Below are 20,704 nucleotides of genomic sequence, written 5' to 3'. Positions count from 1 at the left end.
AGCCGCCGAACGGATATCCTATGACTTTTGCGAAAATTGCAGCGCCCTTGGCGCTTTTTTGCGCGCTCGGCGTTACTCCGGCGTTTGCCGTGTGCAACATTTCTGACGCAAAGCTCGAAGAGGCGGTGCTCAAGAGCCCCGAGTTGCGCAAGCCCGAGAACCGCTATCTCGTGCGCGATTTGCGCAAACTGCGCGATGCGGCGTTCATCCTGTGGTCCTACGGCTTGCACGACGATTGCGAGCGAGTGCTGGCCAACATCCGCCAGTTGATTGCGTCGCCCTCCATGGGGAAGCTCGGCGACAACGATGAGGACGAAGCAGACCAGCAGCTGGCCGCGAGCGAACCACAAATCCATGAGGGGGGCGAAATTCAGGGCAATCGCAACGCGCCGGACGCACGGCCCCTCATCAACATCGACGAACTCGGCCCGGGCTTGCGCGTCGACGAGATCGTGGGCTCGGAAGTTCGCAGTTCCGACGACAAGATCGTTGGCGAGGTCCGCAATGTCGTTATCGGCACGAAGGACCGCTGGGACTATGCCGTCGTCGCAGCTGCCGGTTTCTTCATAGCGGGCAAGGACAGCATCGTCGTTCCCCTCCGCTACCTGCAGGTGAACGAGGCCCGCAACAGCTTTTATCTTCGAATTTCCAGCGCGCAGGTCAAGATGGTGCCGCTGATGCCTGACCAGGAATATCTATGGCTGGCGGACGAAAAATGGCGCGCCACCAACGACGCTATCTTCCAGAGCCTGAACCCGGATCCTGCCCGGTATGGGGAAGCTGCAAAGCAGACGGATGCTGGCGTGAAGTGACCCGCGGTTAGGGCGCTTCGCCCATAGTACATCGTGCTGACCCACAACACAGCCAATCCACACCCGTCACCCGCGGCACACTCGTACCGAGAAGGCGATCCCTTCCGTCAGAAAGCATGCCCGATGGAAAGCTTCTCGATAAACGAGATCTTTGCGCAAGACATCGTCGACACGGCTCGCGACGCTTTGCTGGTCCTAAGCCCGGACTTAACAGTGGTGTCCGCCAATCGGGCGTTCTATGCCACGTTCATGACCCACGCCGAGGAAACGATCGGACGTCGGCTGTACGACCTTGGCGACGGCCAGTGGAATATCCCCGCTCTCCGGCAGCTCCTGGAGGAGATCGTGCCGACGAATACAACGGTCGATGGATATGAGGTTGATGCCTCGTTTCCCGAACTCGGCCGCAAGGTCATGTTACTCAACGCCCGGACGGTCTATAGGCCCGGCGGTCACGTCAGCTTCTTCCTTCTGGCAATTGACGATATCACCGAGGGCAAGCTCGCGAAGATCGAAGCCGAGCGCAACTGGCAGCTCGCGCAGAACATTGTCGATACCGTCCGCGACCCGCTTCTGATCCTTGAGGAGGACATGAGCGTGGCCATAGCGAGCCGATCGTTCCTGAACTTGTTCGGTGTCAAGGCCGGCGAGGTGTTAGGACGCCGGCTTCATGAGCTTGGAGCCGGCCAGTGGAATGTCGCTGCGCTTAACGATCTCCTCGAACGGATCATTCCCCATGACGAGGACCTAGACGGGCTGCTGCTGGAAGACGATTTTCCCGGACTCGGGCGTCGCGTCTTCAAGATCAACGCCCGAAAAGTGTTTCGCCCCGGCGATCATATGACACGATTGCTTGTCGTGTTCGAGGATGCGACCGAGGCGGTGCTTCTTGATCGCCATCGCGACGTGCTTGCAGCCGAATTGGCGCATCGCATCAAGAACAGCCTCCAGATCATCTCGTCGTTCGTGTCGTATGAGATACGGCGCGCTGCGGAGCCCTGCATTGAAGGTTATCAAGCCATGCAGGCGAGGATCGGCGCTGTTGCCGAACTCTACGACGTTATCGCCCAATCGAGTGCGTTTGGTCCGGTGCACATCGAGTCTTACCTGAATGGCATCAGCGGCACGATCCAGAAGAGCCTGCTCGGCCGCAATTCGAATGTCACGATCACTACCAAGACAGAGCAATTGAGCATCCTGCCCGATCATGCCGTCGCGATCGGGCTGGTCGCCAATGAGCTGGCGACCAATGCCGTCAAATATGCGTTTCCGTCCGGCTACGGCGAGATCATTCTCGGCTTTCAACGCAGGGATGGCGAGGTCACACTGACCGTCAGCGACAATGGCGCCGGCCTAAGCGGCAAGGCCGAGGGACCCGGGCTGGGCACGCGGTTTGTCAACGCTTTCATCAAGCAGCTGGGCGGTTCGCTCGCAATCGCCACAAGCACCAGCGGCACGACCTTCACCGTTCGGCTGCCAGCGTCGATCTTGGCGCAGTAGACGTGCGGTGTAGGCTGTCCGGAAGGCCCGGCCTTGGTTTCCGACCCTATCGTTCAACGGGCAGGCTCGTCGACGGCTTGCGTCACTCGTCCTTGAAAGTCACCTTCATATGTTTTTGCACCATCGAGGCGAGGTCCTCGGCATCCCAGTTCGTTAGCCTGATGCAGCCGTGAGAGAAGGTCTTCCCGATCTTGCCGGGTTCGGGCGTGCCGTGAATGCCGTAGCTTTCGATGGAGAGGTCGATCCAGATCGATCCCACGGGATTGTTAGGGCCGGCAGCAATGGTGAAGGGCCGCTTGGTTTTGACTCCCTTGAATGCAAAATCGGGATCGTAGTGATAGGTCGGGTTGTGCACCACCCTTTGGATCTCTGCCTGCCCACTTGGTGCCGGCTTCTCGTCGCTCCCGATCGAGGCAGGGTAGACGGCAAGCGCTTTATTGGAGGGGTCGAGCACGCGCACCTGATGAGCGCCTTTGTCGACTTCGACGCCGGCAATGGTGGCGGGAGGTTCACCCCGGCCAACATCTGGTACCAGCAGCGTGGTTCCAGCTTTCCTGAATCCGGTGCCTGGGTTTAGCCTCCTGAGCAATGGTTCGCTCACATGGAAGCGCTCCGCCAGCTTCTCGATCGAGTCGTGATAGCCAAGCCTTCTCAGGCGAGCCATCCTCTCCATGCGCCCCGGAATGCGTTTGGTGAAGGGGCCGCGTACATCTTTGCGGGTCAGTTCATAGGTGACCAGAGCTGGGCTGGTGGAGGTTGCCATCAGCTTGTCCCAAGTCGCCTGGGTGAGCTTGCCATCTGGCGCCAGTCCGTTCGACGCCTGGAAGGCCTTGACCGCCTTGGCGAAGTTCTCTCCAAGGCGGCCGTCGATGAGCCCCGGTGAGAAGCGCGCACGATCCAAAAAAATTTGCGCCTTCAGCACGGCAGGATCGAGCCCTTTCGGATCGCCGGCGGAGAATTGCGCCTGATTTACCGCGGCTAGGTCCAGCTTGGCCGCCTCCGTCCCGCCGCATGCGAAGGCGAGTGCAATGGCGAGGAGGAGAAGGAGCCTGATCATCGATGTCACTCCTTGCGTTAAATCGCACCTGATCTGCTTCTATGACGCGCTGTGGCAGATCTGGTTCCATTCGCCGGTAGGAGGATCCTAGGCAACCTGCCTTACGCTGCCGACCGGTCCGAGACGTTCGATGCCCGTGACTTGCCCCTCACGAGAGGCGTTGCTGGCCGCGCAGATCGGCAGTGTAAAAATGGTCTGGCCATGTTGACGTGAGCTTCTACCTTCAAACTGCCCACTACCTGGACCGGCAGTCAAATGGTCTCAGGGCAGCAAGTGAGGAGATGCGCTGGGAACCGGCTTGTCGGGCGGGTATTCTATTGATCTTCGGTATCGATAGATCCATGTTCCGTCGTCACTGTGATCGCGTTGTCGCCCGCGATTGCTCTAGCGTATTCGAAGCGCTCCAACTTCTGTTCTGCCGATAGGCCTTTGAACATCGCGGTGGCCGAGTTCGTGATTTTGAAGTCGCCGCAACTCGGACAGCGAAACTCCCGGATGTCACCAACTGTCTCCGAATTAACGAGCGCCTGCTCATCTGTAATCGGGCAAATTGCGGCCATCCAAGCCATCGTGGTCCTCCGTCCTAAGGCCGTCCTCGATTACCCAAAAGGCATCGTCGAGTGCAAAATCCATTTCTGCCGACGCTCACCCCCCCTGGAGTACTCCACCGAGTAGATCGCGCTCTCCACTCTCCAACCCGGAATGTGGATTAAAGCCAGTTCCTCGGCGAGCGATTTGCTGGTCAGCGGTAGGCGCTCTCGCTCTGGAGCCTCTCCCAAGCGATCGGAGATGTTCATGTAGCGTCGGGCAGGACCGAAGGGCCGGAACGTGGCGTTTTCATCTCTTCGGCAATCACCAGTAGCGCCTCCAGAGCGACGGCGATCCCCGACATCAGCGTACTTATGTCTGCGTTGCCGCCGAGCGTCGAAAGTTCGGCCGCTCGCGTTTGCATGCTTTGGCTCAGCTCTTGTAACTTCAGGCGCAGCTCGTCATCCATGTATGTTCTCCAAGCTTGACGCTGGAGGAACGCGCCTGCTTACAACCCGTTCCGCCGGTGGCCGCAGAGAACCAGAGACACCGCAGATGCTACAACTTGCGCTGTGGCGGCGCTTAGGATGGGCGGTGGATTGAGCCTCAGCGACTGACCGTCGGCAAATAGCGGATGCTTCAGTCTCGAAAAGGTGCTGGACGGCTCGATATGCACCGCCCCTTGGCCCTGGGTGCTGGTCCCATGCACAGTAAGGCCGTGCAAGTGCGCGCGGCCTCTGGGCTCAACATTCCAGTCGTCATGGTCCAAAGTTGTCCCAAGGTGGGTTCTCACCGAAGTGGGCGGCGAGAAGCGTCACGAAGCTTTGAACTTTGGCGGAAAGATGCCTTCTTGACGGGTACATCGCGTAGATCGACCGGCTTACCGGCTTGAACTGGGGCATCACTGTCTCCAGTTGGCCCGAACGAATGGCTTCTCCAACAAGGAAAGTGGGGCAAAGTACTATGCCTGCTCCACCCAGCGCCGCATCGCGCAGGAGCTGCCCGTTCGTTGCCGTCATCCGTGCAGTGATTTTTACCGCCACTTCCCCCTTTGGTCCGTCGAACCGCCATTTTCCGCGGCTGGCGCGCAACGCGTAGTCCAGACAATCATGGTCGTGGAGATCCGACGGCTTTGTGGGACGCCCGCGTCTGTCCAGATAATCGCGCGAAGCGCAGACCACCTCGCGTGACGGCGCGATTCGGCGAGCAACCAGATTGGAAACCGTGAGTGGAGCGATGCGTACCGCGACATCCAGGCCCTCTTCCACGATGTCAACCACACGGTCGTCCAACACCAACTCAACCGACACCTCCGGATAGACCGCGAGATATTCTGCAACGACTCTCCCAAGGTGCATCGCGCCGAAGGAGATCGGCGCGCTGACACGCAGTGAGCCGGTCGGACGTGTCTTGCTCTCGGCCGCGCTCGTACGAACTTCCTCGACATCCTCGATTATGCGCAGACTGCGCTCGTAGACGGAGGCGCCGACCTCTGTCAGGCTGATGCGCCGGGTCGTCCGGTTGAGAAGGCGTGCGCCAAGCCACTCTTCCAGCATTTGGACATGCTTGCTCACGGCCGCTGGCGATAGTCGCATCCGCTTGGCCGCTCCAGCGAAGCTGCCTTCACCGACGACGTTGGCAAACACGGTCATGCTGGTCAGCCGGTCCAACTGCAATCACCTCTTTCATTCACGTTTCGTGAATTCACCATCCATATTTCCCTCCATTATCAATCCTCGGTGGACAGATTATCTGAAGCCAGGCCGGGATCAATTGCCCGATCCGTCTCTCTAACATTTGCCCGAAACGTCGGCGTCGAGTGCCTTCTTGCGGGCTGGAGGTGATCATGTCTCTGACCAAAGCAGCCCTTCAGGAGAAACAGGGAGCCACTGTTCGCATGTGGCTCTCCGTGCTCACCGTATCGCTGGGTATTTTTTCGATGATCACTGCGGAGCAACTCCCTGTGGGGCTGATTCCGGCAATTTCTTCCGAGTTGAACGTCTCTATTGGGAGTGGCGGTCTCACGGTGACGATACCCGGCGTAATTGCGGCGTTCGCTTCTATCGGTTTGCCGTTGGCAGTGGGAAGGCTCGACCGGCGTATTCTGATGGCGGGCCTGCTCGCGGTAATGGCTGCGGCGAGCGTGATTTCAGCGCTCGCAACGAACTTTCCCGTTCTGCTCGCGTCCAGGCTGCTCGTCGGGATCACCATCGGTGGCTTTTGGGCGATAGCCGGGAGCATCGCAGTACGCCTTGTTCCTGGACCGTCCGTGCCGCGCGCCATGACTATTGTCTTCGGCGGTGTAAGTGCCGCTGCGGTGCTGGGCGTGCCGGCCGGCACGATCATCGGTGATCTAGTCGGCTGGCGCGGCGCGTTCTGGTCTCTCGCCGGCCTGAGCTTTGCCATACTGCTCGCCGCCCTGCTTGTGCTTCCGAAGCTGGAGGCCGCGGAGCCTGTGGAGGTAAAAGCCCTGCGTGCGCAATTGCGCAATCCCGCCCTTCTGGCGGGCGTGGTTGCGACGGCACTGCTGGTGGCTGCTCACTACGGTGCCTACACCTTCGTGAGCCCAGTGTTGCTGGAGGTCTCGGGCGTCACTGCAGAGAGCATAGGTTGGCTACTGTTGGGGTATGGCATTCTCGGAATGATTGGCAACGCCGTCGCAGGCGTCTGGGCCGCAAAATCCGTCGGTCGCACATTGGCCTGCGTCGTCATTGGGCTCGGCGCCACGCTGGCTCTCTTCCCGTTGCTCGGGGTCACGCCGCTCACAGGAACCATCCTGCTGCTGGTGTGGGGCTTCGCGTATGGCGCGGCGCCCATTACGCTGCAGACGTGGGTGCTGAGTGCAGCATCAGAAAGCGCGGAGACCGCGACGGCCATCTACTGCTTCACTTTCAATCTTGCCATCTCCGTGGGTACCCTAGCGACCAGTCAGATCGTCGACACGATGGGCGTGAACAGGGTCCTCTGGGTCAATTCCGCCATCATCCTGCTGGTGCTGCTGCCGGTGTGCCGCGCACCCATGCTTAACCGGAACATCGGAAACTCGTAGACAGCAAGCCATCCTGAGTGTCGCCCGTCTGTCTATGATGCTGTGTAGGTTGAAGTAGACCTTCGTTCCTTGTCTTGAAAGTCACGCGCGTCACATCAAACGCGGGTTCCGGCGCACCGTGCGGGTGCCGATGCTTTGCGCCCCCGGAGGACAACTGGCTACATGAAAAAGGACTTGATCCCCTCGTCGATATGTGTGCTGATATGAGATCGATCTCATGCCGCGCTCTCAATTACTGTTTCTCTACGGGGAGCGCGCTCTGGGAAGCATATGTCTGAATGACGATGAAGAGGGAGGTTCAAGTGAGGAAATTGATCGCGTGGCTGGCCTTGGCCACTACCACGCTCGCGTTCGCGTCTGCGGCGTCGGCGGGTGAAACCATCGACCGGGTTACCTCGAAGAAGGCAATGGTGGTCGCCACAAACAGCGGTTGGCCGCCGCAGAGTTTCCTCGACGACAGCAATCAGTTGGTCGGCTTCGATATCGACGTCTCGAAGGAGATCGCAAGGCGCCTCGGTGTGGAGGTCAGTTTCGACACGCCGGACTGGGCGACGATGACGGGCGGCCATTGGCAGGGACGCTACGATCTGGGTGTCGGCTCGGTGACGCCGACCAAAGCGCGGGCCAAGGTGATCGATTTCGAAGGCATCTATTATTATAGCCCCTACGTTTACGTGGTTCACAAGGACAGCCCGGCCAAATCGGTCGCCGACCTGAACGGTAAGATCATCGGCGTCGAGACCGCCACCACGTCGGAGGATTTCATCCGCAGACAACTCGAGATCGATGCTCCCGGCCTGCCGCCCATCGAATACAAGCTGGAGCCAGGTGAGATCAGGACTTTCGCCGACTCAATGCTGCCGTTCGACGATTTGAGGCTTGGCGACGGCGTGCGCCTCAACGCGGTCATCGCACCAGAACAGACGGCTCAGAACGCGATAAAGAACGGCTACCCGTTGCGTGTCCTGGAAGGCGGCTATGCCTTCCGTGAGCCGCTGGTGGTGATCGCGGAAAAAGGTGATGCCGAGTGGAATGCCAAGATCGGCGGCATTCTCGACGAGATGAAGAAGGACGGTACCCTCGCGAAACTGACCACCAAGTGGTACGGCAAGGATTACAGCTCTGACTGAGAGGCATCGTGGATAAAGCTTGAGCGGGGTGCATTCAATTGAACATCCCGCTCCATCTGTTTTGTTTCAGCCGCATTTCCACGACACCGGGCCGCTCCGCCTGCCTGCAAAATGCTCTAGTGCCGCCACCTCATCATATTGATCATGACATGTCCTGACACCTATTACCGACGCACGCTTGCCGACAACACCATCAGACCGCCGCTGAGCGGCGTTTCCGAGTGCGAGACAGTCGTTGTCGGCGGCGGACTGGCCGGCCTGACGACGGCGTTGCAGCTGGCTCGCGCCGGCCAGCAGGTCGTCGTGCTTGAGGCGCAGCGGATAGGATTCGGCGCTTCCGGTCGCAATGGCGGCTTCGTCAATCCCGGTTTCGCCACCGGCACCGACAACATCGCCGCGATGGCCGGCGTCGACGCGGCACAAAAACTGCACCGCCTGTCCATCGAAGGCGTCGACTTCGTGCGGCAGACGATCCGCGATCTCGACATCAAGGCGGCAGAGCCGCGCTCCGGTATATTGAGCGTGCTTCGCCACGATGGTGGCGCCGCGCTCAAGGCATATGCCGAGCAACTGGCGCGGGATTTCGACTATCGGCTCGACTATCTCGATCGCGACCAGGTGCGAGCGGTGCTGCATTCGGATCGCTACCACCAAGGCCTGCGCGATCCCAGCGCCTTCCACATGCATCCGCTTAACTATCTGCGCGCCGTTGCTGGCGAGATCGAGCGGCTGGGCGGCAGGATATACGAGAGAACGGCTGCCGTTGAAGCCAACCTTGACGGCGCCGAAAAGATCTTGCGTACCGACAGCGGCGAAGTGCGCGCCCGCCAGGCCGTAGTTGCCACCGGCGGATATACGGGGCCACTGGTCAGTCGGCTGCAGCGGGCATTCCTGCCGATCGCCACTTACGTTATGGTGAGCGAGGAGGCGCCTGACCTCATCGCCAAGGCGATTACGACGACCGACGCCGTCGGCGATAACCGTCGCGCAGGCGATTATTACCGTGTTGTCGAAGACGGCAGGCGGCTGCTCTGGGGAGGGCGCATCACCACCCGGGCAGCCTCATCGGGCGTGTTGGCGAGGCAATTGCGCCGTGAGATGGTCACCACTTATCCGCAGCTCGAACACCTCAAGACCGAACTCGCCTGGTCCGGGCTCATGTCTTATGCCCGGCACATGATGCCCCAAATAGGCCCGTTGCAGCCGGGCGTCTGGTACCTCACGGCTTTTGGTGGCCATGGCATCAACACCACGGCGATCGCCGGCAAGTTGATCGCCGAAGCCATACTGGGACAATCGGACCGCTACGGGCTGTTCACACCCTTCGGCCTTGCCTGGGCGGGCGGCCCGGCTGGACTTGCGGTTGCGCAACTCACCTACTGGAAGCTGCAGGCGCAGGATTGGTGGCGCGAGCGGGCCCGCTGACCGCAGGGAGATCGAAGACGTGATCGGCCGACTATTGCTCAACCACCCGGACGCGGCGCGCCGCCTTGGCGTGTTCTTCGTGCTCGCCGCCATCGCCGCCGGCCTGTATGGGCTCGGCATCAAAGCCAGTTGGCTCGGCAAGCTCGTTCCGTGGTCCGTCGAGTGGCTCGCCGCCAACCCGGACGTCGGGCGGGCGGTCTCGGCGGTGCTGATCGCATTGATCTTGGTGGCGAACTGGAACGCGCTGCGGTATCTCAGCCGCAAACAGCAGATTGTGGCAGTCTGGATAGAGCTGTTCGTGTTGCTAATGTTGTTTTTCTATTCCTTCGACTTGTCCTTCGCGTTCATCGCCAAGAAGATCGGCTTCCTCGTCTCGAAGGGTGTGGTGACGACCCTCTACATTTCGGCCATTTCGATCGCCATTGCCACCCTCATCGCCTTCGTTGGCGCCATCGCCAAACTTTCCCGCAACGGCGTGGTCTATGGCTTGGCGACCTTCTATACCTCTCTGTTTCGTGGCTTGCCGTTGCTGATGCAGATCTACATCATCTATCTCGGCCTGCCGCAGATTGGCTACGTGATCGGCGCCGTGCCGGCCGGTATCATGGCGCTGTCGCTCTGCTACGGCGCGTACATGACCGAGATCTTCCGGGCCGGCATCGAAAGCATCTCGCGCGGCCAGACCGAGGGTGCTACGGCACTCGGCCTTAGCGCTAACCAGACGATGTTCCTGGTCATCCTGCCGCAGGCGATGCGGGTCATCGTGCCGCCGACCGGCAACCAGTTCATTGCGATGCTGAAGGATTCTTCGCTGGTCTCGGTGGTCGGGGTCTGGGAGATCATGTATCTCGCACGCACGCAGGGCCAGACCGAGTTCCGCCACATCGAGATGCTCATCACCGCCTCGATGATCTATTGGCTGCTCTCGATGGGGCTCGAGTTCCTGCAGTCGCGGATCGAAGACCGGTTCGGGCGCTCACTCAAGCGCTGATCGTCATCCGTGATTTTCGCCAAAGCGAGTTGCACAGCACCGCAACAGCCAGCTTCGGAGAGCAGCTGCAGATTGTACGCCACAGCACGCCGTTCGGCGACGCCGTCAAGGGTGAATCAACCCGGTATTTCATCGGCTTAGCCTGATCGGAGGGCAGAATAGAGTAAGTGCTGGACGAGCATGTTCGTTGGCCGACTGCCCGGCAACTTCGACCGATTGCTGGATTTCACCCGCGCCAACAAATCGATAAAATCAACGACTTTAACTGTCCTCCGGGCCAACCATTATCGCTATGTATCGATGGTAGCCGAGTTCGCCACGTGGTTCGCGAATAGGTTTGTCAGGCAGTGGTTTGCGCGTTACCAGCCGCACGACTCGGTCCATGCCCTGCACAGCCAAACGCACCGGCGAGGTTCCCGGGAATGAAGCTCGGCATGGTGTTTCGTTCCTTTGAAGTGGGCGTGTTTGGGGGAAGACCGTAGTCGGCGTGTTCGCGCCCGGTGGAATTTTCGAAGAGTTGTTTCCAACGGCGGGAACGAACCAAACTTCCATGCATTTAGCTCTGGCTTCGTTCATTCACTCTTTCTTCTGGGAGCTGGACCATTGTCATCCGGAGGCTATCTCTTGGCCGACCAACAAACCAATGACGTTTCCATCGTTGATCTGATACCTGCCCTGCGGGCTTTCGCGCGCACCTTCTGCCGCGTTCCAGACGATGCCGACGATCTGGTGCAGGAAACGTTGACCAAAGGGCTCGCCAACATCGACAAGTTCGAACCCGGTACACGCATGAAGTCGTGGCTCTTCACCATCATGCGCAACACCTACTACACGCGGATCAAGATCGCTGCACGGGAAGCGCCAGGCCTTCTCGACTGCGCGTCTTCGAGACCGATTTCGGAAGCTACCCAGGAATGGACCGTTCAGAGCAAGGAAGTTCATGGCGCCATCCAAAAGCTGCCCGAACATCAGCGCGAGGTGCTGATGCTGATTGGCGTTTTAGGAGTGGGCTACGAGGAAACCGCCGAAATCTGCGGCTGCGCGGTAGGGACGGTCAAGAGCCGGCTGAACCGTGCCCGCGCCAACATCCTTGAGCTACTCGGGGAGAGCTCGTTGCAGACATTGATAGAAAGGCGAAATCAGCTGTCGGATGGTCAGCTCGATATAGAGGTCGACAGCCGCAGATAGTCAGCTCTTCACGTCTCGCCGACGCTTCTCGACGAGAGCGTTTTGCAATTCGATCGCCAGCTTGGACAGGCGGTCTGGTATCTTTTCCTGCTCTATGGCGGCCAGCAGGGAAGCAATCTCCTGATCCACTGCCATCTCGACAAGCAGATCCGTGGTATCGTCGCTCGAATGAGACATCACGTTCTCTTGATAGCATCCCTAGATCCAAGTCTGATGATGAGCGCTCGGCACTACAAGGCGTTGTCGACCGCCGAGAGGCTCACCGGCGGCCCTTGCACAGTTTTTCCTCCGTGCCGCGGCAAGACGCGGCGCGGTGGCGTCAGTCCTTCAGCAACCGGTTTGCGGCGTGATCCTGAAATTGATCGGACTTGATTCGATTGCCGTCCAGCCCGCGCTCTCGGCTATGTTGCTTCCTGTCGCGGTTGGACAAAACCGCGTTTTCTTCGATCTTGTCCTTGTCCAAGGTGGTCATTGCGCCGGCGCCGGCACCTTTGCCTTGGCTGCCTTGGCCGAAATGCTTTTTGCCGCCGGATGCCATGATCTCCTCCTTCGAATCCAGGACACCGATCGGTGCCGACGCCCGAACCGGCATCGCGCTGTAATGTTCCGTCTCACCCAGCAAGCAGGAAGGCGTCGCCATCCCATGACCGAAACGGCTTCTCGCCGTCGATGACGACCCGCAATTGGTGAGCTTGCGCAAGACGGCCAATGTCGGCCCGGTCCAAAGAAAGCGATCCGCGATAAGAATAGTGCAGCAATGCGAGCCGGCCCGGCCGTTTGAGAACGCGCGCAATTTCATCGAAAAGCCGCTCAGCCATGCCGGCCAGGACCAGGTAGGGAAAGCTGTCGACCGCCAACACGCAATCGAAACTGTCGTCGTCGAAGTCGGCCAGATCGAGACCGGAGGTTTGGCGCAGTTCGACATTGCCGAGCGCTTCGCATTGCTCGGAGGCGATGGAGATCATCCGCGATGATATGTCGATGCCGACCATCCGCTTGAAGGAATTGGACAGCGCGCGCTCGAAACGTCCGATGCCGCAACCGATGTCGAGAATGTCTCGTTCAATTCCGGTGAATTCTCGCGCCTCGAGCCATTCAACGATTTCGTCGGTCATGGCTGTCAGCCGCTCGTCATCGCCAAGGGATCCTAGCTGGACACTTGCGGCTGTCGAAATTGCTGCCGCGGCATCAAAACTCGAGGCCAGCCGCGTGACGACTGCGATATCCGTCTCGCCGTTACCGCGTTCATGCCGAACGGCGCCGCCTGTCGCTCGCAAAGTGGCAAGGACGCCCGGTCTGTGGCGCAGCAGTCCAGCGACCTTTCGCAGTCTTTCAGCATCGCCGGTATCCGCAGGACGGACTTTCAGCACGAACTCCGCCAATTCCGCCGCTTCAATTGTGGGCGGCAGGTGAAGCGCCAGCCTGACGAGAACAGCTTCGGCGCAGGCACCATCGGCCATGCAATCTTCGACCGCCCGTCTGACCGATGTCCGGCGCTGCGCGTGCACACTCATGACATCAACTCCGCGTCCAGATCCTCCGCATCGTCCACCTGTCGACGGCGCCCCAGCCATATTTGTAGGCTTCCTGGCCGCGCAGGAAGTCGAACTCGCGCGCATCCTCGCGGATCGACTCCGCGATCGCGTGGCCGATCAGGATCGCACCTGGGCTCTCCTCGGCATAAGCAGGATCGAGGCCGCCGAGATAGGCATAGGCGCGGCCGCGGTGGTGAAATCCGTAATAGGCGGCGACAGTCGTGCCATCGATCGCGAGCAACCAGCAGCGGACCAGACCGTGAGCATCGAGCAAGGGAAGTGAAAGCCCATGGAAGTGCTGCACGGCGGGGTCGGCCAATACACCACCTCCATGTCCAACCCAGCGTGCATGGTGCAGGCGGATCAATTGCTTCAGGAAGTTCTGGTGATCACCCCTAGCTGACGCCAACGCGAGCCGGCCGCGTCTGGACGCAGCTTGGCGCGCCCGGCGCAACTGGCGCCTGCGCCGAGCGGGAACGCAGCCGGCCAACGTTTCGTCGCCGGCAACAGCAAGCACGGGGCAGGCTGCATGAATTACCGGCCTCTCGACCGTTAAACCGGGATGCGCGATCGTAAGACCGGCACTGTTTTGCGGCAGATCAGACAAGATCCATTGTGACCACCCGACCGAGCAGATCGTTTCGGCAATTGTGGACACGACCGCCGCCTCGATATCCCGGACAGCCAGGATGTCCAGATAATCGCTGAGCGAAATACCGACCGGAAGCAGCTTCGAACCGGCCGTTCCATGCTCGAGATAGAGTGGCGCCAGCCCGACCAGATCGCCGCCACGCCAGACCGCGACTGTCGCCAGTTCACCGGGTGCGAATGCGCGCCACCATGGCACCAGCCAGGCGGGGGATTGGAACGGCGTCGCAGAGGAACTCTGCTCCCACAGTTTCCACCAGTGCGGTGTCAAGGCATGGAATTTTACGAGGTCATCGATGATTTCGCTGCGCAACACTGCTTTTCTCACGGTGCCGCAGCGAAGCGCCTGCGATCGGTGCCAAGTTGTGCCAGGGCCTGATAGGCAGCCATATACGACGAGATCATCCGTTCCAGCGAAAACCGCCGCCGCGCTTCAACCCGGCACGCCTCGGCGTCCAGGCTGGGCGCCGCAAGAATGGCTTGGGCCATCTCGTCGACTGTATTGACGAGAAAGCCCGTCCTGCCGTGCTCGATGACATCCGCAAGCGCACCATTCGGGAATGCGACCACCGGGGTACCGCAGGCGAGGGCCTCCATAGCGACAAGCGAGCTTGTCTCGGCGGCGAGGCTTGGAATGACAAGACAGCGGGCTGCGTTGAGAAAACGCCTCTTGGTGTAAAAACCGAGCGGGCCCAGGAAGCGGCGGCGAGCATCAAGACGGGATTGGACCTCGTCGCGAAAGTAGCGCGTATGTGTTTCGTAGGGATAGACCTTGCCGCCGATGACCAGGGGCACGCCCGCCAGTTTGGCCGCGTCCAGGGCCAGGTGAATGCCCTTTTCCGGGCAGACCCGGCTGAGAACCAGGGCAAAGTCTCGCTTCAGCTGCACCAGGTTCAATGCTTCGATGTCAACGCCGTTGGGAATCGGCGCCACCAGTCTGGCCCCTGGTGGCGCCGTTTGCTGCTGGGTGGGCGAGACCGCATGGAGCCACAGGTCGTCGCGCGTCGGTCGCAGAGCCTCGGCCGGATACCAGTCCAAGGGTAGGTGCAGGCTCACCAGGGTCGGACCATCGTCGGGCAGATAGGCATGAAAATCGATGCCGTGCAGATGAACCACATCGATCGGCCATCGGGCGCGGGCAGCGGCGATCGCTTTGCGATGAGCCTGCTGCGCGCGGCTCTTCGCCGCCTCGTCGAGCACGCCGCTTTCAGCCGGTATTTCCACAAGGGTACCGCTCGCGCTGGAGCCGCGGCAGCCAATGACGATAGAGCGGTGGCCGGCGCGAACCAGCTCCCGATCGAGCATCGACAGAACCTGTTCGGCACCGCCGACAGCATCGGGTCCGACGGGTGCGAGAGGGTAGGCGACATTGAGGACAGTGAGCGCCGCGGCTGGTTGCGCCTCGGTCCCGTATGCCGCACCACCTGTCGATGATGCCGCTAATTCGTCCAATGTGTCAGGCGTCTGATGCATTGGCAGCATGACACTTTCACGCTGCCGAGGCCCGCCGCGTCGGGAGCGAAGCGGACGTCATGCCGGGCGCATAGCGGCGGATCATGGTTGCGCAGAATTCCGCGAACTCCTCCGGCACCAGAGGTGGGCTGGTGTGGTGGGGCATCATTCCGCGATGCTGCGGTGTAAAGCAAAAGGTGACCGTCACGTCGAAATCGGCGAGTGCCTCCATCTGCCGGTCAAACCAGTCCAGCGCGTTCGGCCGGAAGCTGTCTGCCCAGGAAAGCCCCGTGCGCATATTGGTGACGCCCAGCCGCTTCATCCAGGCGACGGCATCGTCCAGCCGGGGGTCCTCGAAATGAAACCACTGCACCAGCCCCATTGCGGGCGTGTAGCGCAGGAACTCCTCCAGCGCAGGTTTTGGCGTACCGTCCTGGCGCAGCAGCCCCATGTGGAAATGTCGATAGTAAGAAGAGCCCTCCGCCTCGCGATGCCGCGTCGTTGCTTCCCATTCGCGCGGAAGGTCGTAGAGGCTGTACCACTGGATGCGTGGTGCGTTGCCAATCAGCAACTCAGCGGTGCGCTTGAGCCCCCAAACCTGGATTTCTTCCGCGCCGAAGGTTGATACGCCGACTTCGCTGACCCAGATGGGTAGGTTGGTGACGGTCGCGATCTCGCCGATCTTCTGTGGCCATTCGTGGATCTGCCACAGGTTCCAGTCGAGCGGAAAGCCGTGCACGGCGACGGCATCGACATGGTCCAGCACGCCGAATTCCTTCATGCGGGTGATAAAGCCCGGATCTATCGGCGAGATGCCACCGAGTACTTTCGTCAAAGACGGGTTCTCTGACGCGATTGCGTCAGCCGACAAGATAGCCATCCTGGCAAAGCGGCTCCAATCGGGATCGAGCTCTGGGTCCCAATGCGATTTGTTGTTGGGCTCGTTCCAGATCATGGCGGCTTCAATCATGGAGCTGTCCTTTCGAGGGGTAGATGGCGCCGCCGCCGGCCGGGTCCCCGGCTGCGCGGCAGAAATAGACCTCCTGCTCGGGGTGCAGAACGATCTCGAAACCGGCGCTGCGCAGCATCGCTTCGGTGCAGGCGCGGTTTGGAATCCACCAGTTGGTGGGATCGTCGGCATAGCGGTGCTCGATAAAATGCAGCTTGGGAAACTGCGGCTGGTCGAACAGGTCATGCGTCCAGAAATGATAGTTTTCTTCCAACTCGGGCAGATCCGCGCTGCCGCGCTGCATGGACTGGAAGATCATCAGGTCACGGGCGACATGTTCGCGGATCAGGTCGAGCGCGAGCAAGGGGTGGCGCAAATGGTAAAGCACTCCCATGAACAGCACGACATCGAACGTCTCGCGCAGCGAGCCGACGTCGTAGACCGAAAGCTTCTGGAATTCGATCTCGCAATCGGCAACCTCGGCGGCAAAGCGAGCCTGCGCCAGGTAGGCGTCATCGAAATCGATGCCGAGGACACGGTCAGCACCTCGCCGTTTCATCTCGATGGAGTAAAATCCTGCATTGCAGCCGATATCGAGTACGGCCTTGCCCCTCAGATCAGCGGGAATGGCATTGGCAAATTTGCGCCATTTGATCAGCGGGTAGTTGCCCAGAAAATGGTTGGGAGCGGTTTCGACGCCGGCAAGTTCCATGTTGTGGAACCATGGGCCGAGCGCATCGATGCGGCGGCGGATTTCGGCATGGGAATGCAGCATGGCTCAGGCTCCTTCGCCAGGAACGACGGGTACATGCGACTGCGCGCCGGGCATGATCATGGTGGGCCGGCGCTGCGCGGATGAGGCGTCGTTTTCAAGCAACCGCAGAGCTGTTCGATAGCCGTTGAAAGTGCCGACATCGACATAGTCCGACCCAGCCCTGACACCAAAAGCTGTACCGCCGGCCGCGATATAGGCGTTGACCAAAGTGCCGATATATTCGTCACTGCGCTCGCGCTCACGCCAGAGTGCCGCAAGCTGATGCAGGATATGGCCCGGCATCTTGAACGCACCCCAAACCCAGTTCGTGGCGGCATCCTGTCGCTTGACCTGGATTTCGATCACGCGCTCTTGGACGTCGATGACGACGGCGTCGAAGAATTCCGGCTGATCCACCGGGAAAAGCAGAAATGAGAGCTGATCGTCGGGCAAATGGCGGAAACCGTCCTCGGGAAACCAGATCGTATCGGGAAGGCCGACCAGGACGACCTCGTCGGGCGCGACGAGGGGCGCCGCCCGGAAGATCGCATCGCACAGACCGACGGGGTTCGGCTGCACCACGAAGAGAGCCGCCGCGTCACCGTAGCCGGCGGCGTAGTATTCAAGGATGTCGGATTTGCCCGATCCGATGATGAAGCAAATCTTGTCGACGCCGGCCTGCACCATGCGCCGTACCAGATACTCGCTCACGGCGCATGGACGCTCGGTCTGTCCATCGATCCGGCTACCGACCGGCAGCAGCTCTTTCGAGAAGCCGAGCGGCTGAATGCGGCTGCCGCGCCCGGCAGCGGGTACGATGCCCAACATCAGACCGCTTCCCTCATCGGTTCGCCGGGAGATCTTTGAAAGGCCTCGTTCAGGATGCGATCCAGTTCCGCCGCGCGCCGTGCGGAAGTGTGTTCGCCCAAGACCCGGTCGCGGGCACGCCTTCGAATGCCGTCGAGCTCGCGCTCCGGCAATCGCAATGCGGCGACCACATCATCGGTGTCATGCGCCAACAAGATTTCGCGGCCGGGTTCGAAAAATTCGGCCAGGCCCGGCCATGCATCGGTGACGATGGCAGCCCCACACGCGGCCGCTTCGAAGAGCCGTCCCGACGGGCACCAGCCCTTTTGCGCCATCGCCTCCCGGGTGACGTTCAGTGTCAGGCGAGATGATGAGAAGAAAGCCGGATGGTCGGCTGGCGGAAGATGCCTGACAAAGAAGATGTTGTCGCTCCATGGGAATTCCTGCGGATATTGCGCGCCGCCAATGATGAAACGGTGGTCGGGCAGGCGCGCGGCCGGGCGGACCAGCAGCTTTTCGACGCCGGCCTGGCGATCCGCCGCGTAAGTTCCGAGATAGGACAGATCACCGGCGAATTCGGCCCGCTTCTCTGCCGGCCGGTGTTGGTCGGGATCGACATGCCCATAGAGAGGCACCACGTGACGCGCGCCTAAAACCGACTTAAGCGCCTCGATCGCAGAGCCGCCGGTGTAACTCAAAACGAGGTCGAAATCGGCAAGACCCTCAGGTCCGAAATAGGGCGGACGCTCGCCTTGCTCGATGCGGGCAAGCGTGACCGGAGTGTCGAGATCGTAGAAGACACGCAATCCGCGACCTGTCTGCTGCGCCAGCCGCGAGGCCTCCACGGCGTCGGCACAGTAGGAGGTAACGACGACGACATCCGCTTGCTTCATTGCCCGCTCCGCAACGCGACGGATGTCTTCCCAGTCCGGATAAATGACGACGTTGCCGCCATCGAGCCGATCGAGATCACGCGTCCCGGCATAGTAGGGGGTATCGCGTTCGAAGAAGGTGATGGACCATCCCAGCCGACCCAGGGCGCGGATCAGTCCGCGCCAGAGCGTGGCATGGCCGTTGCCCCATGATGATGTAACGGTGAGACCGAAAATGACCATCTGCATCCGGAAAGTCCTCGTCAGGCAGCTTCGTTCATTCGCAGGAGCTTGGAGCCCCAGTCACCCGACACGATCGTCGTGATCGAGGCTGGATCGATGTCGAAGCGGAAGCAGTCGCCGACCGGCAAGCCAAGCACCTTGCAGACGGCGGCCTTGATGACGTCGGCGTGGCTGACCAGGGCGACACACTGGTTCGGATGCCGCTCGCGCACTGCGTTCATCAGTGCGACGATCCGCTCCTGGACATCCAGCATGGTCTCGCCGCTCGGTGTCCTGGCCTCCTGCCGCTGGTCGTTCCACGCCCGCCAGCCGGCGTCGCCGTTCAACTCGTCGAAGGTCTTTCCCGACCAATCGCCGAAATCGATCTCGTCGAGTTCGGCGCAGATCGCGATTTCACCGACGCCGCAGGCAAGCGCGATCGGCACGGCCGTCTCTTGCGTACGCTCACGCGGGCTGCACAAGATGGCTTCAATCGGCTCCCGGGCCATGCGGCCACCAAGATGCGCGGCCTGCGCCTTCCCAGCCTCGCCAAGGCAAACGCCGTCCATTCGTCCTGCAAGATAGGAGCCGACATTGTCGTGCGCTGCATGACGGATCAAAAAGAACGTTGTCGTCATTCCGCGGCATCCAGCAAAGGCTCGTCCTTGCCGGCGATGAAAGCGAGCGTGCGCTGCCGCGCTTCGGCGTCGGTGAACTGTTCGGGAGGCGACTTCATGAAATAGCTGCAGGGACCGGTCAGTGCTCCCGCTATGCCGCGATCGAGCGCAAGCTTGGCGCAGCGTATCGCATCGATCACCACGCCGGCTGAATTTGGAGAATCCCAGACTTCCAGCTTGAGCTCGGCGTTGAGCGGCACGCCGCCGAAGGTCGTCCCTTCCACCCGGATATAGGCCCATTTGCGATCGGTCAGCCACGGTACGTGGTCGCTGGGTCCGACATGAATATTGCCCGGCTCCAGGGGAACATCGAACTGGCTGGCCACGGACTGGGTCTTGGAAATTTTCTTTGATTCCAGCCGCTCGCGTTCCAGCATGTTGAGGAAGTCGGTGTTGCCGCCGAAATTCAGCTGATAAGTGCGATCGATGCGCACGCCGCGCTCGCGGAAGAGATTGGCCAGCAGGCGGTGAACGATGGTCGCCCCGACCTGGCTCTTGATATCATCGCCGACCAGCGGCAGCCCTCGCTGCTCGAAGCGCCGGCGCCATTCCGGACGTGAGGCGATGAAAACGGGTATGCAGTTGACGAAGGCGCAGCCGGCCTCAAGCGCGCATTCGGCGTAGAAGCGCGTCGCCTCCTCGGAGCCCACCGGCAGGTAAGAGACCAGCACGTCGGCGCCGCTGTTGCGCAGGATTTCGCTGACGTCGGCAACCGGCTCCGGCGCCTCCTCGATTTCGTCGCGCAAGTATTTTCCGATGCCGTCAAGTGTCGGTCCGCGCTCGACGCGAACGCCGTTTGCCGCCGCATCGGCAAAGCGGAACGTGTTGTTCGGGGCGGCGTAGATTGCTTCAGCGACGTCGAGGCCAACCTTGCTCCTGGCGACGTCGAATGCGCAGACAATCTCGATGTCGTCGACATGGTAACCGCCGAGGTCGGCATGCATCAGCCCTGGGATTGGTTCGTTGCTTTTTGCGTGACGATAATAGGAGAGGCCCTGCACCAGGGAGGATGCGCAATTGCCGACCCCGACGATACCGACACGAACCTTTTTCGATCCCACGAAACTGCCGCCCTATGCTGTTCAAAGGTAAGTTCCTGCCGCCGAAC

The 20,704-nt window shown here is 60.7% G+C and carries 22 protein-coding genes; 7 read left to right on the top strand and 15 right to left on the bottom strand.

The window, feature by feature from the left end; all coding sequences use genetic code 11:
• Nucleotides 1-20 precede the first annotated feature (20 nt).
• Nucleotides 21-812 (top strand): PRC-barrel domain-containing protein, encoded by a 792-nt coding sequence (locus AC3CCE_RS24715; protein WP_352512427.1) that lies wholly within the window; start codon nt 21-23, stop codon nt 810-812.
• Nucleotides 813-935: 123 nt separating this feature from the next.
• Nucleotides 936-2,312, top strand: a complete 1,377-nt coding sequence (locus AC3CCE_RS24710; RefSeq protein WP_352512429.1) for a sensor histidine kinase — start codon at nt 936-938, stop codon at nt 2,310-2,312.
• Nucleotides 2,313-2,394: 82 nt separating this feature from the next.
• Here AC3CCE_RS24710 and AC3CCE_RS24705 read toward each other — a convergent pair whose 3' ends face one another.
• The 4 genes from AC3CCE_RS24705 to AC3CCE_RS24690 form a co-directional block, all read right to left on the bottom strand.
• On the bottom strand, nt 2,395-3,369 hold the full coding sequence (locus tag AC3CCE_RS24705; protein WP_352512430.1) for a L,D-transpeptidase family protein: 975 nt from the start codon (nt 3,367-3,369) through the stop codon (nt 2,395-2,397).
• Nucleotides 3,370-3,683: 314 nt separating this feature from the next.
• On the bottom strand, nt 3,684-3,938 hold the full coding sequence (locus AC3CCE_RS24700) for a hypothetical protein (RefSeq protein WP_023699977.1): 255 nt from the start codon (nt 3,936-3,938) through the stop codon (nt 3,684-3,686).
• Nucleotides 3,939-4,162: 224 nt separating this feature from the next.
• Nucleotides 4,163-4,366 carry a hypothetical protein gene (locus AC3CCE_RS24695; protein ID WP_023741853.1) on the bottom strand — a complete coding sequence of 68 codons (204 nt, stop codon included), beginning with the start codon at nt 4,364-4,366 and terminating at the stop codon, nt 4,163-4,165.
• Between the two features lie 289 nt (nt 4,367-4,655).
• Nucleotides 4,656-5,567 carry a LysR family transcriptional regulator gene (locus AC3CCE_RS24690; protein WP_031199539.1) on the bottom strand — a complete coding sequence of 304 codons (912 nt, stop codon included), beginning with the start codon at nt 5,565-5,567 and terminating at the stop codon, nt 4,656-4,658.
• Between the two features lie 176 nt (nt 5,568-5,743).
• On the opposite strand from AC3CCE_RS24690, the gene AC3CCE_RS24685 reads away from it, so the two are divergent.
• The 5 genes from AC3CCE_RS24685 to AC3CCE_RS24665 all read left to right on the top strand — a co-directional run bounded on the left by AC3CCE_RS24685 (nt 5,744) and on the right by AC3CCE_RS24665 (nt 11,680).
• Nucleotides 5,744-6,946, top strand: coding sequence for an MFS transporter (locus AC3CCE_RS24685; RefSeq protein WP_488377211.1), 1,203 nt, complete (start codon nt 5,744-5,746; stop codon nt 6,944-6,946).
• 302 nt (nt 6,947-7,248) lie between these two features.
• Nucleotides 7,249-8,076 (top strand): transporter substrate-binding domain-containing protein, encoded by an 828-nt coding sequence (locus tag AC3CCE_RS24680; RefSeq protein WP_023687783.1) that lies wholly within the window; start codon nt 7,249-7,251, stop codon nt 8,074-8,076.
• A gap of 144 nt (nt 8,077-8,220) precedes the next feature.
• Nucleotides 8,221-9,501 (top strand): NAD(P)/FAD-dependent oxidoreductase, encoded by a 1,281-nt coding sequence (locus tag AC3CCE_RS24675; RefSeq protein ID WP_352626552.1) that lies wholly within the window; start codon nt 8,221-8,223, stop codon nt 9,499-9,501.
• 19 nt (nt 9,502-9,520) lie between these two features.
• Nucleotides 9,521-10,492, top strand: a complete 972-nt coding sequence (locus AC3CCE_RS24670; RefSeq protein WP_352626554.1) for an amino acid ABC transporter permease — start codon at nt 9,521-9,523, stop codon at nt 10,490-10,492.
• A 624-nt stretch (nt 10,493-11,116) separates the two neighbouring features.
• Nucleotides 11,117-11,680 carry a sigma-70 family RNA polymerase sigma factor gene (locus AC3CCE_RS24665; RefSeq protein WP_023667968.1) on the top strand — a complete coding sequence of 188 codons (564 nt, stop codon included), beginning with the start codon at nt 11,117-11,119 and terminating at the stop codon, nt 11,678-11,680.
• Here AC3CCE_RS24665 and AC3CCE_RS24660 read toward each other — a convergent pair whose 3' ends face one another.
• From AC3CCE_RS24660 to AC3CCE_RS24610, 11 genes are all read right to left on the bottom strand, one after another.
• Complete coding sequence (locus AC3CCE_RS24660) at nt 11,681-11,857, bottom strand: hypothetical protein (protein WP_023725538.1); 177 nt, start codon at nt 11,855-11,857, stop codon at nt 11,681-11,683.
• Between the two features lie 142 nt (nt 11,858-11,999).
• Nucleotides 12,000-12,218: a hypothetical protein gene (locus AC3CCE_RS24655; protein ID WP_023691451.1), complete on the bottom strand. Its 219-nt coding sequence runs from the start codon at nt 12,216-12,218 to the stop codon at nt 12,000-12,002.
• A 73-nt stretch (nt 12,219-12,291) separates the two neighbouring features.
• Nucleotides 12,292-13,194 (bottom strand): class I SAM-dependent methyltransferase, encoded by a 903-nt coding sequence (locus AC3CCE_RS24650; protein WP_352626556.1) that lies wholly within the window; start codon nt 13,192-13,194, stop codon nt 12,292-12,294.
• Between the two features lie 4 nt (nt 13,195-13,198).
• Nucleotides 13,199-14,179, bottom strand: a complete 981-nt coding sequence (locus AC3CCE_RS24645; protein ID WP_352626558.1) for a GNAT family N-acetyltransferase — start codon at nt 14,177-14,179, stop codon at nt 13,199-13,201.
• Between the two features lie 8 nt (nt 14,180-14,187).
• Nucleotides 14,188-15,345 (bottom strand): glycosyltransferase, encoded by a 1,158-nt coding sequence (locus AC3CCE_RS24640; protein ID WP_352626559.1) that lies wholly within the window; start codon nt 15,343-15,345, stop codon nt 14,188-14,190.
• A 7-nt stretch (nt 15,346-15,352) separates the two neighbouring features.
• The gene (locus tag AC3CCE_RS24635; RefSeq protein WP_023739578.1) at nt 15,353-16,285 is read right to left on the bottom strand and encodes a glycoside hydrolase 5 family protein; all 933 of its coding nucleotides are present in this window, start codon (nt 16,283-16,285) and stop codon (nt 15,353-15,355) included.
• Complete coding sequence (locus AC3CCE_RS24630) at nt 16,278-17,039, bottom strand: TIGR04290 family methyltransferase (RefSeq protein ID WP_023733222.1); 762 nt, start codon at nt 17,037-17,039, stop codon at nt 16,278-16,280. Before AC3CCE_RS24630 ends, AC3CCE_RS24635 begins: the two co-directional genes overlap by 8 nt.
• Before the next feature lie 3 nt (nt 17,040-17,042).
• Nucleotides 17,043-17,846, bottom strand: coding sequence for a sugar phosphate nucleotidyltransferase (locus tag AC3CCE_RS24625; RefSeq protein WP_023739577.1), 804 nt, complete (start codon nt 17,844-17,846; stop codon nt 17,043-17,045).
• Nucleotides 17,846-18,946, bottom strand: coding sequence for a CgeB family protein (locus AC3CCE_RS24620; RefSeq protein WP_023699986.1), 1,101 nt, complete (start codon nt 18,944-18,946; stop codon nt 17,846-17,848). The genes AC3CCE_RS24625 and AC3CCE_RS24620 overlap by 1 nt, the downstream gene beginning before the upstream one ends.
• Before the next feature lie 14 nt (nt 18,947-18,960).
• A complete protein-coding gene (locus AC3CCE_RS24615) occupies nt 18,961-19,557 on the bottom strand; it encodes a histidine phosphatase family protein (protein WP_023667978.1) in 597 nt (198 codons plus the stop codon).
• A complete protein-coding gene (locus tag AC3CCE_RS24610; protein ID WP_023681094.1) occupies nt 19,554-20,657 on the bottom strand; it encodes an inositol-3-phosphate synthase in 1,104 nt (367 codons plus the stop codon). Before AC3CCE_RS24610 ends, AC3CCE_RS24615 begins: the two co-directional genes overlap by 4 nt.
• Nucleotides 20,658-20,704: the final 47 nt, after the last annotated feature.

It is taken from the genome of Mesorhizobium sp. P160187 (assembly GCF_057766425.1).
The sequence above is the reverse complement of the archived record's forward strand: the minus strand, read 5'-3'. Positions and strand labels throughout refer to the sequence as shown.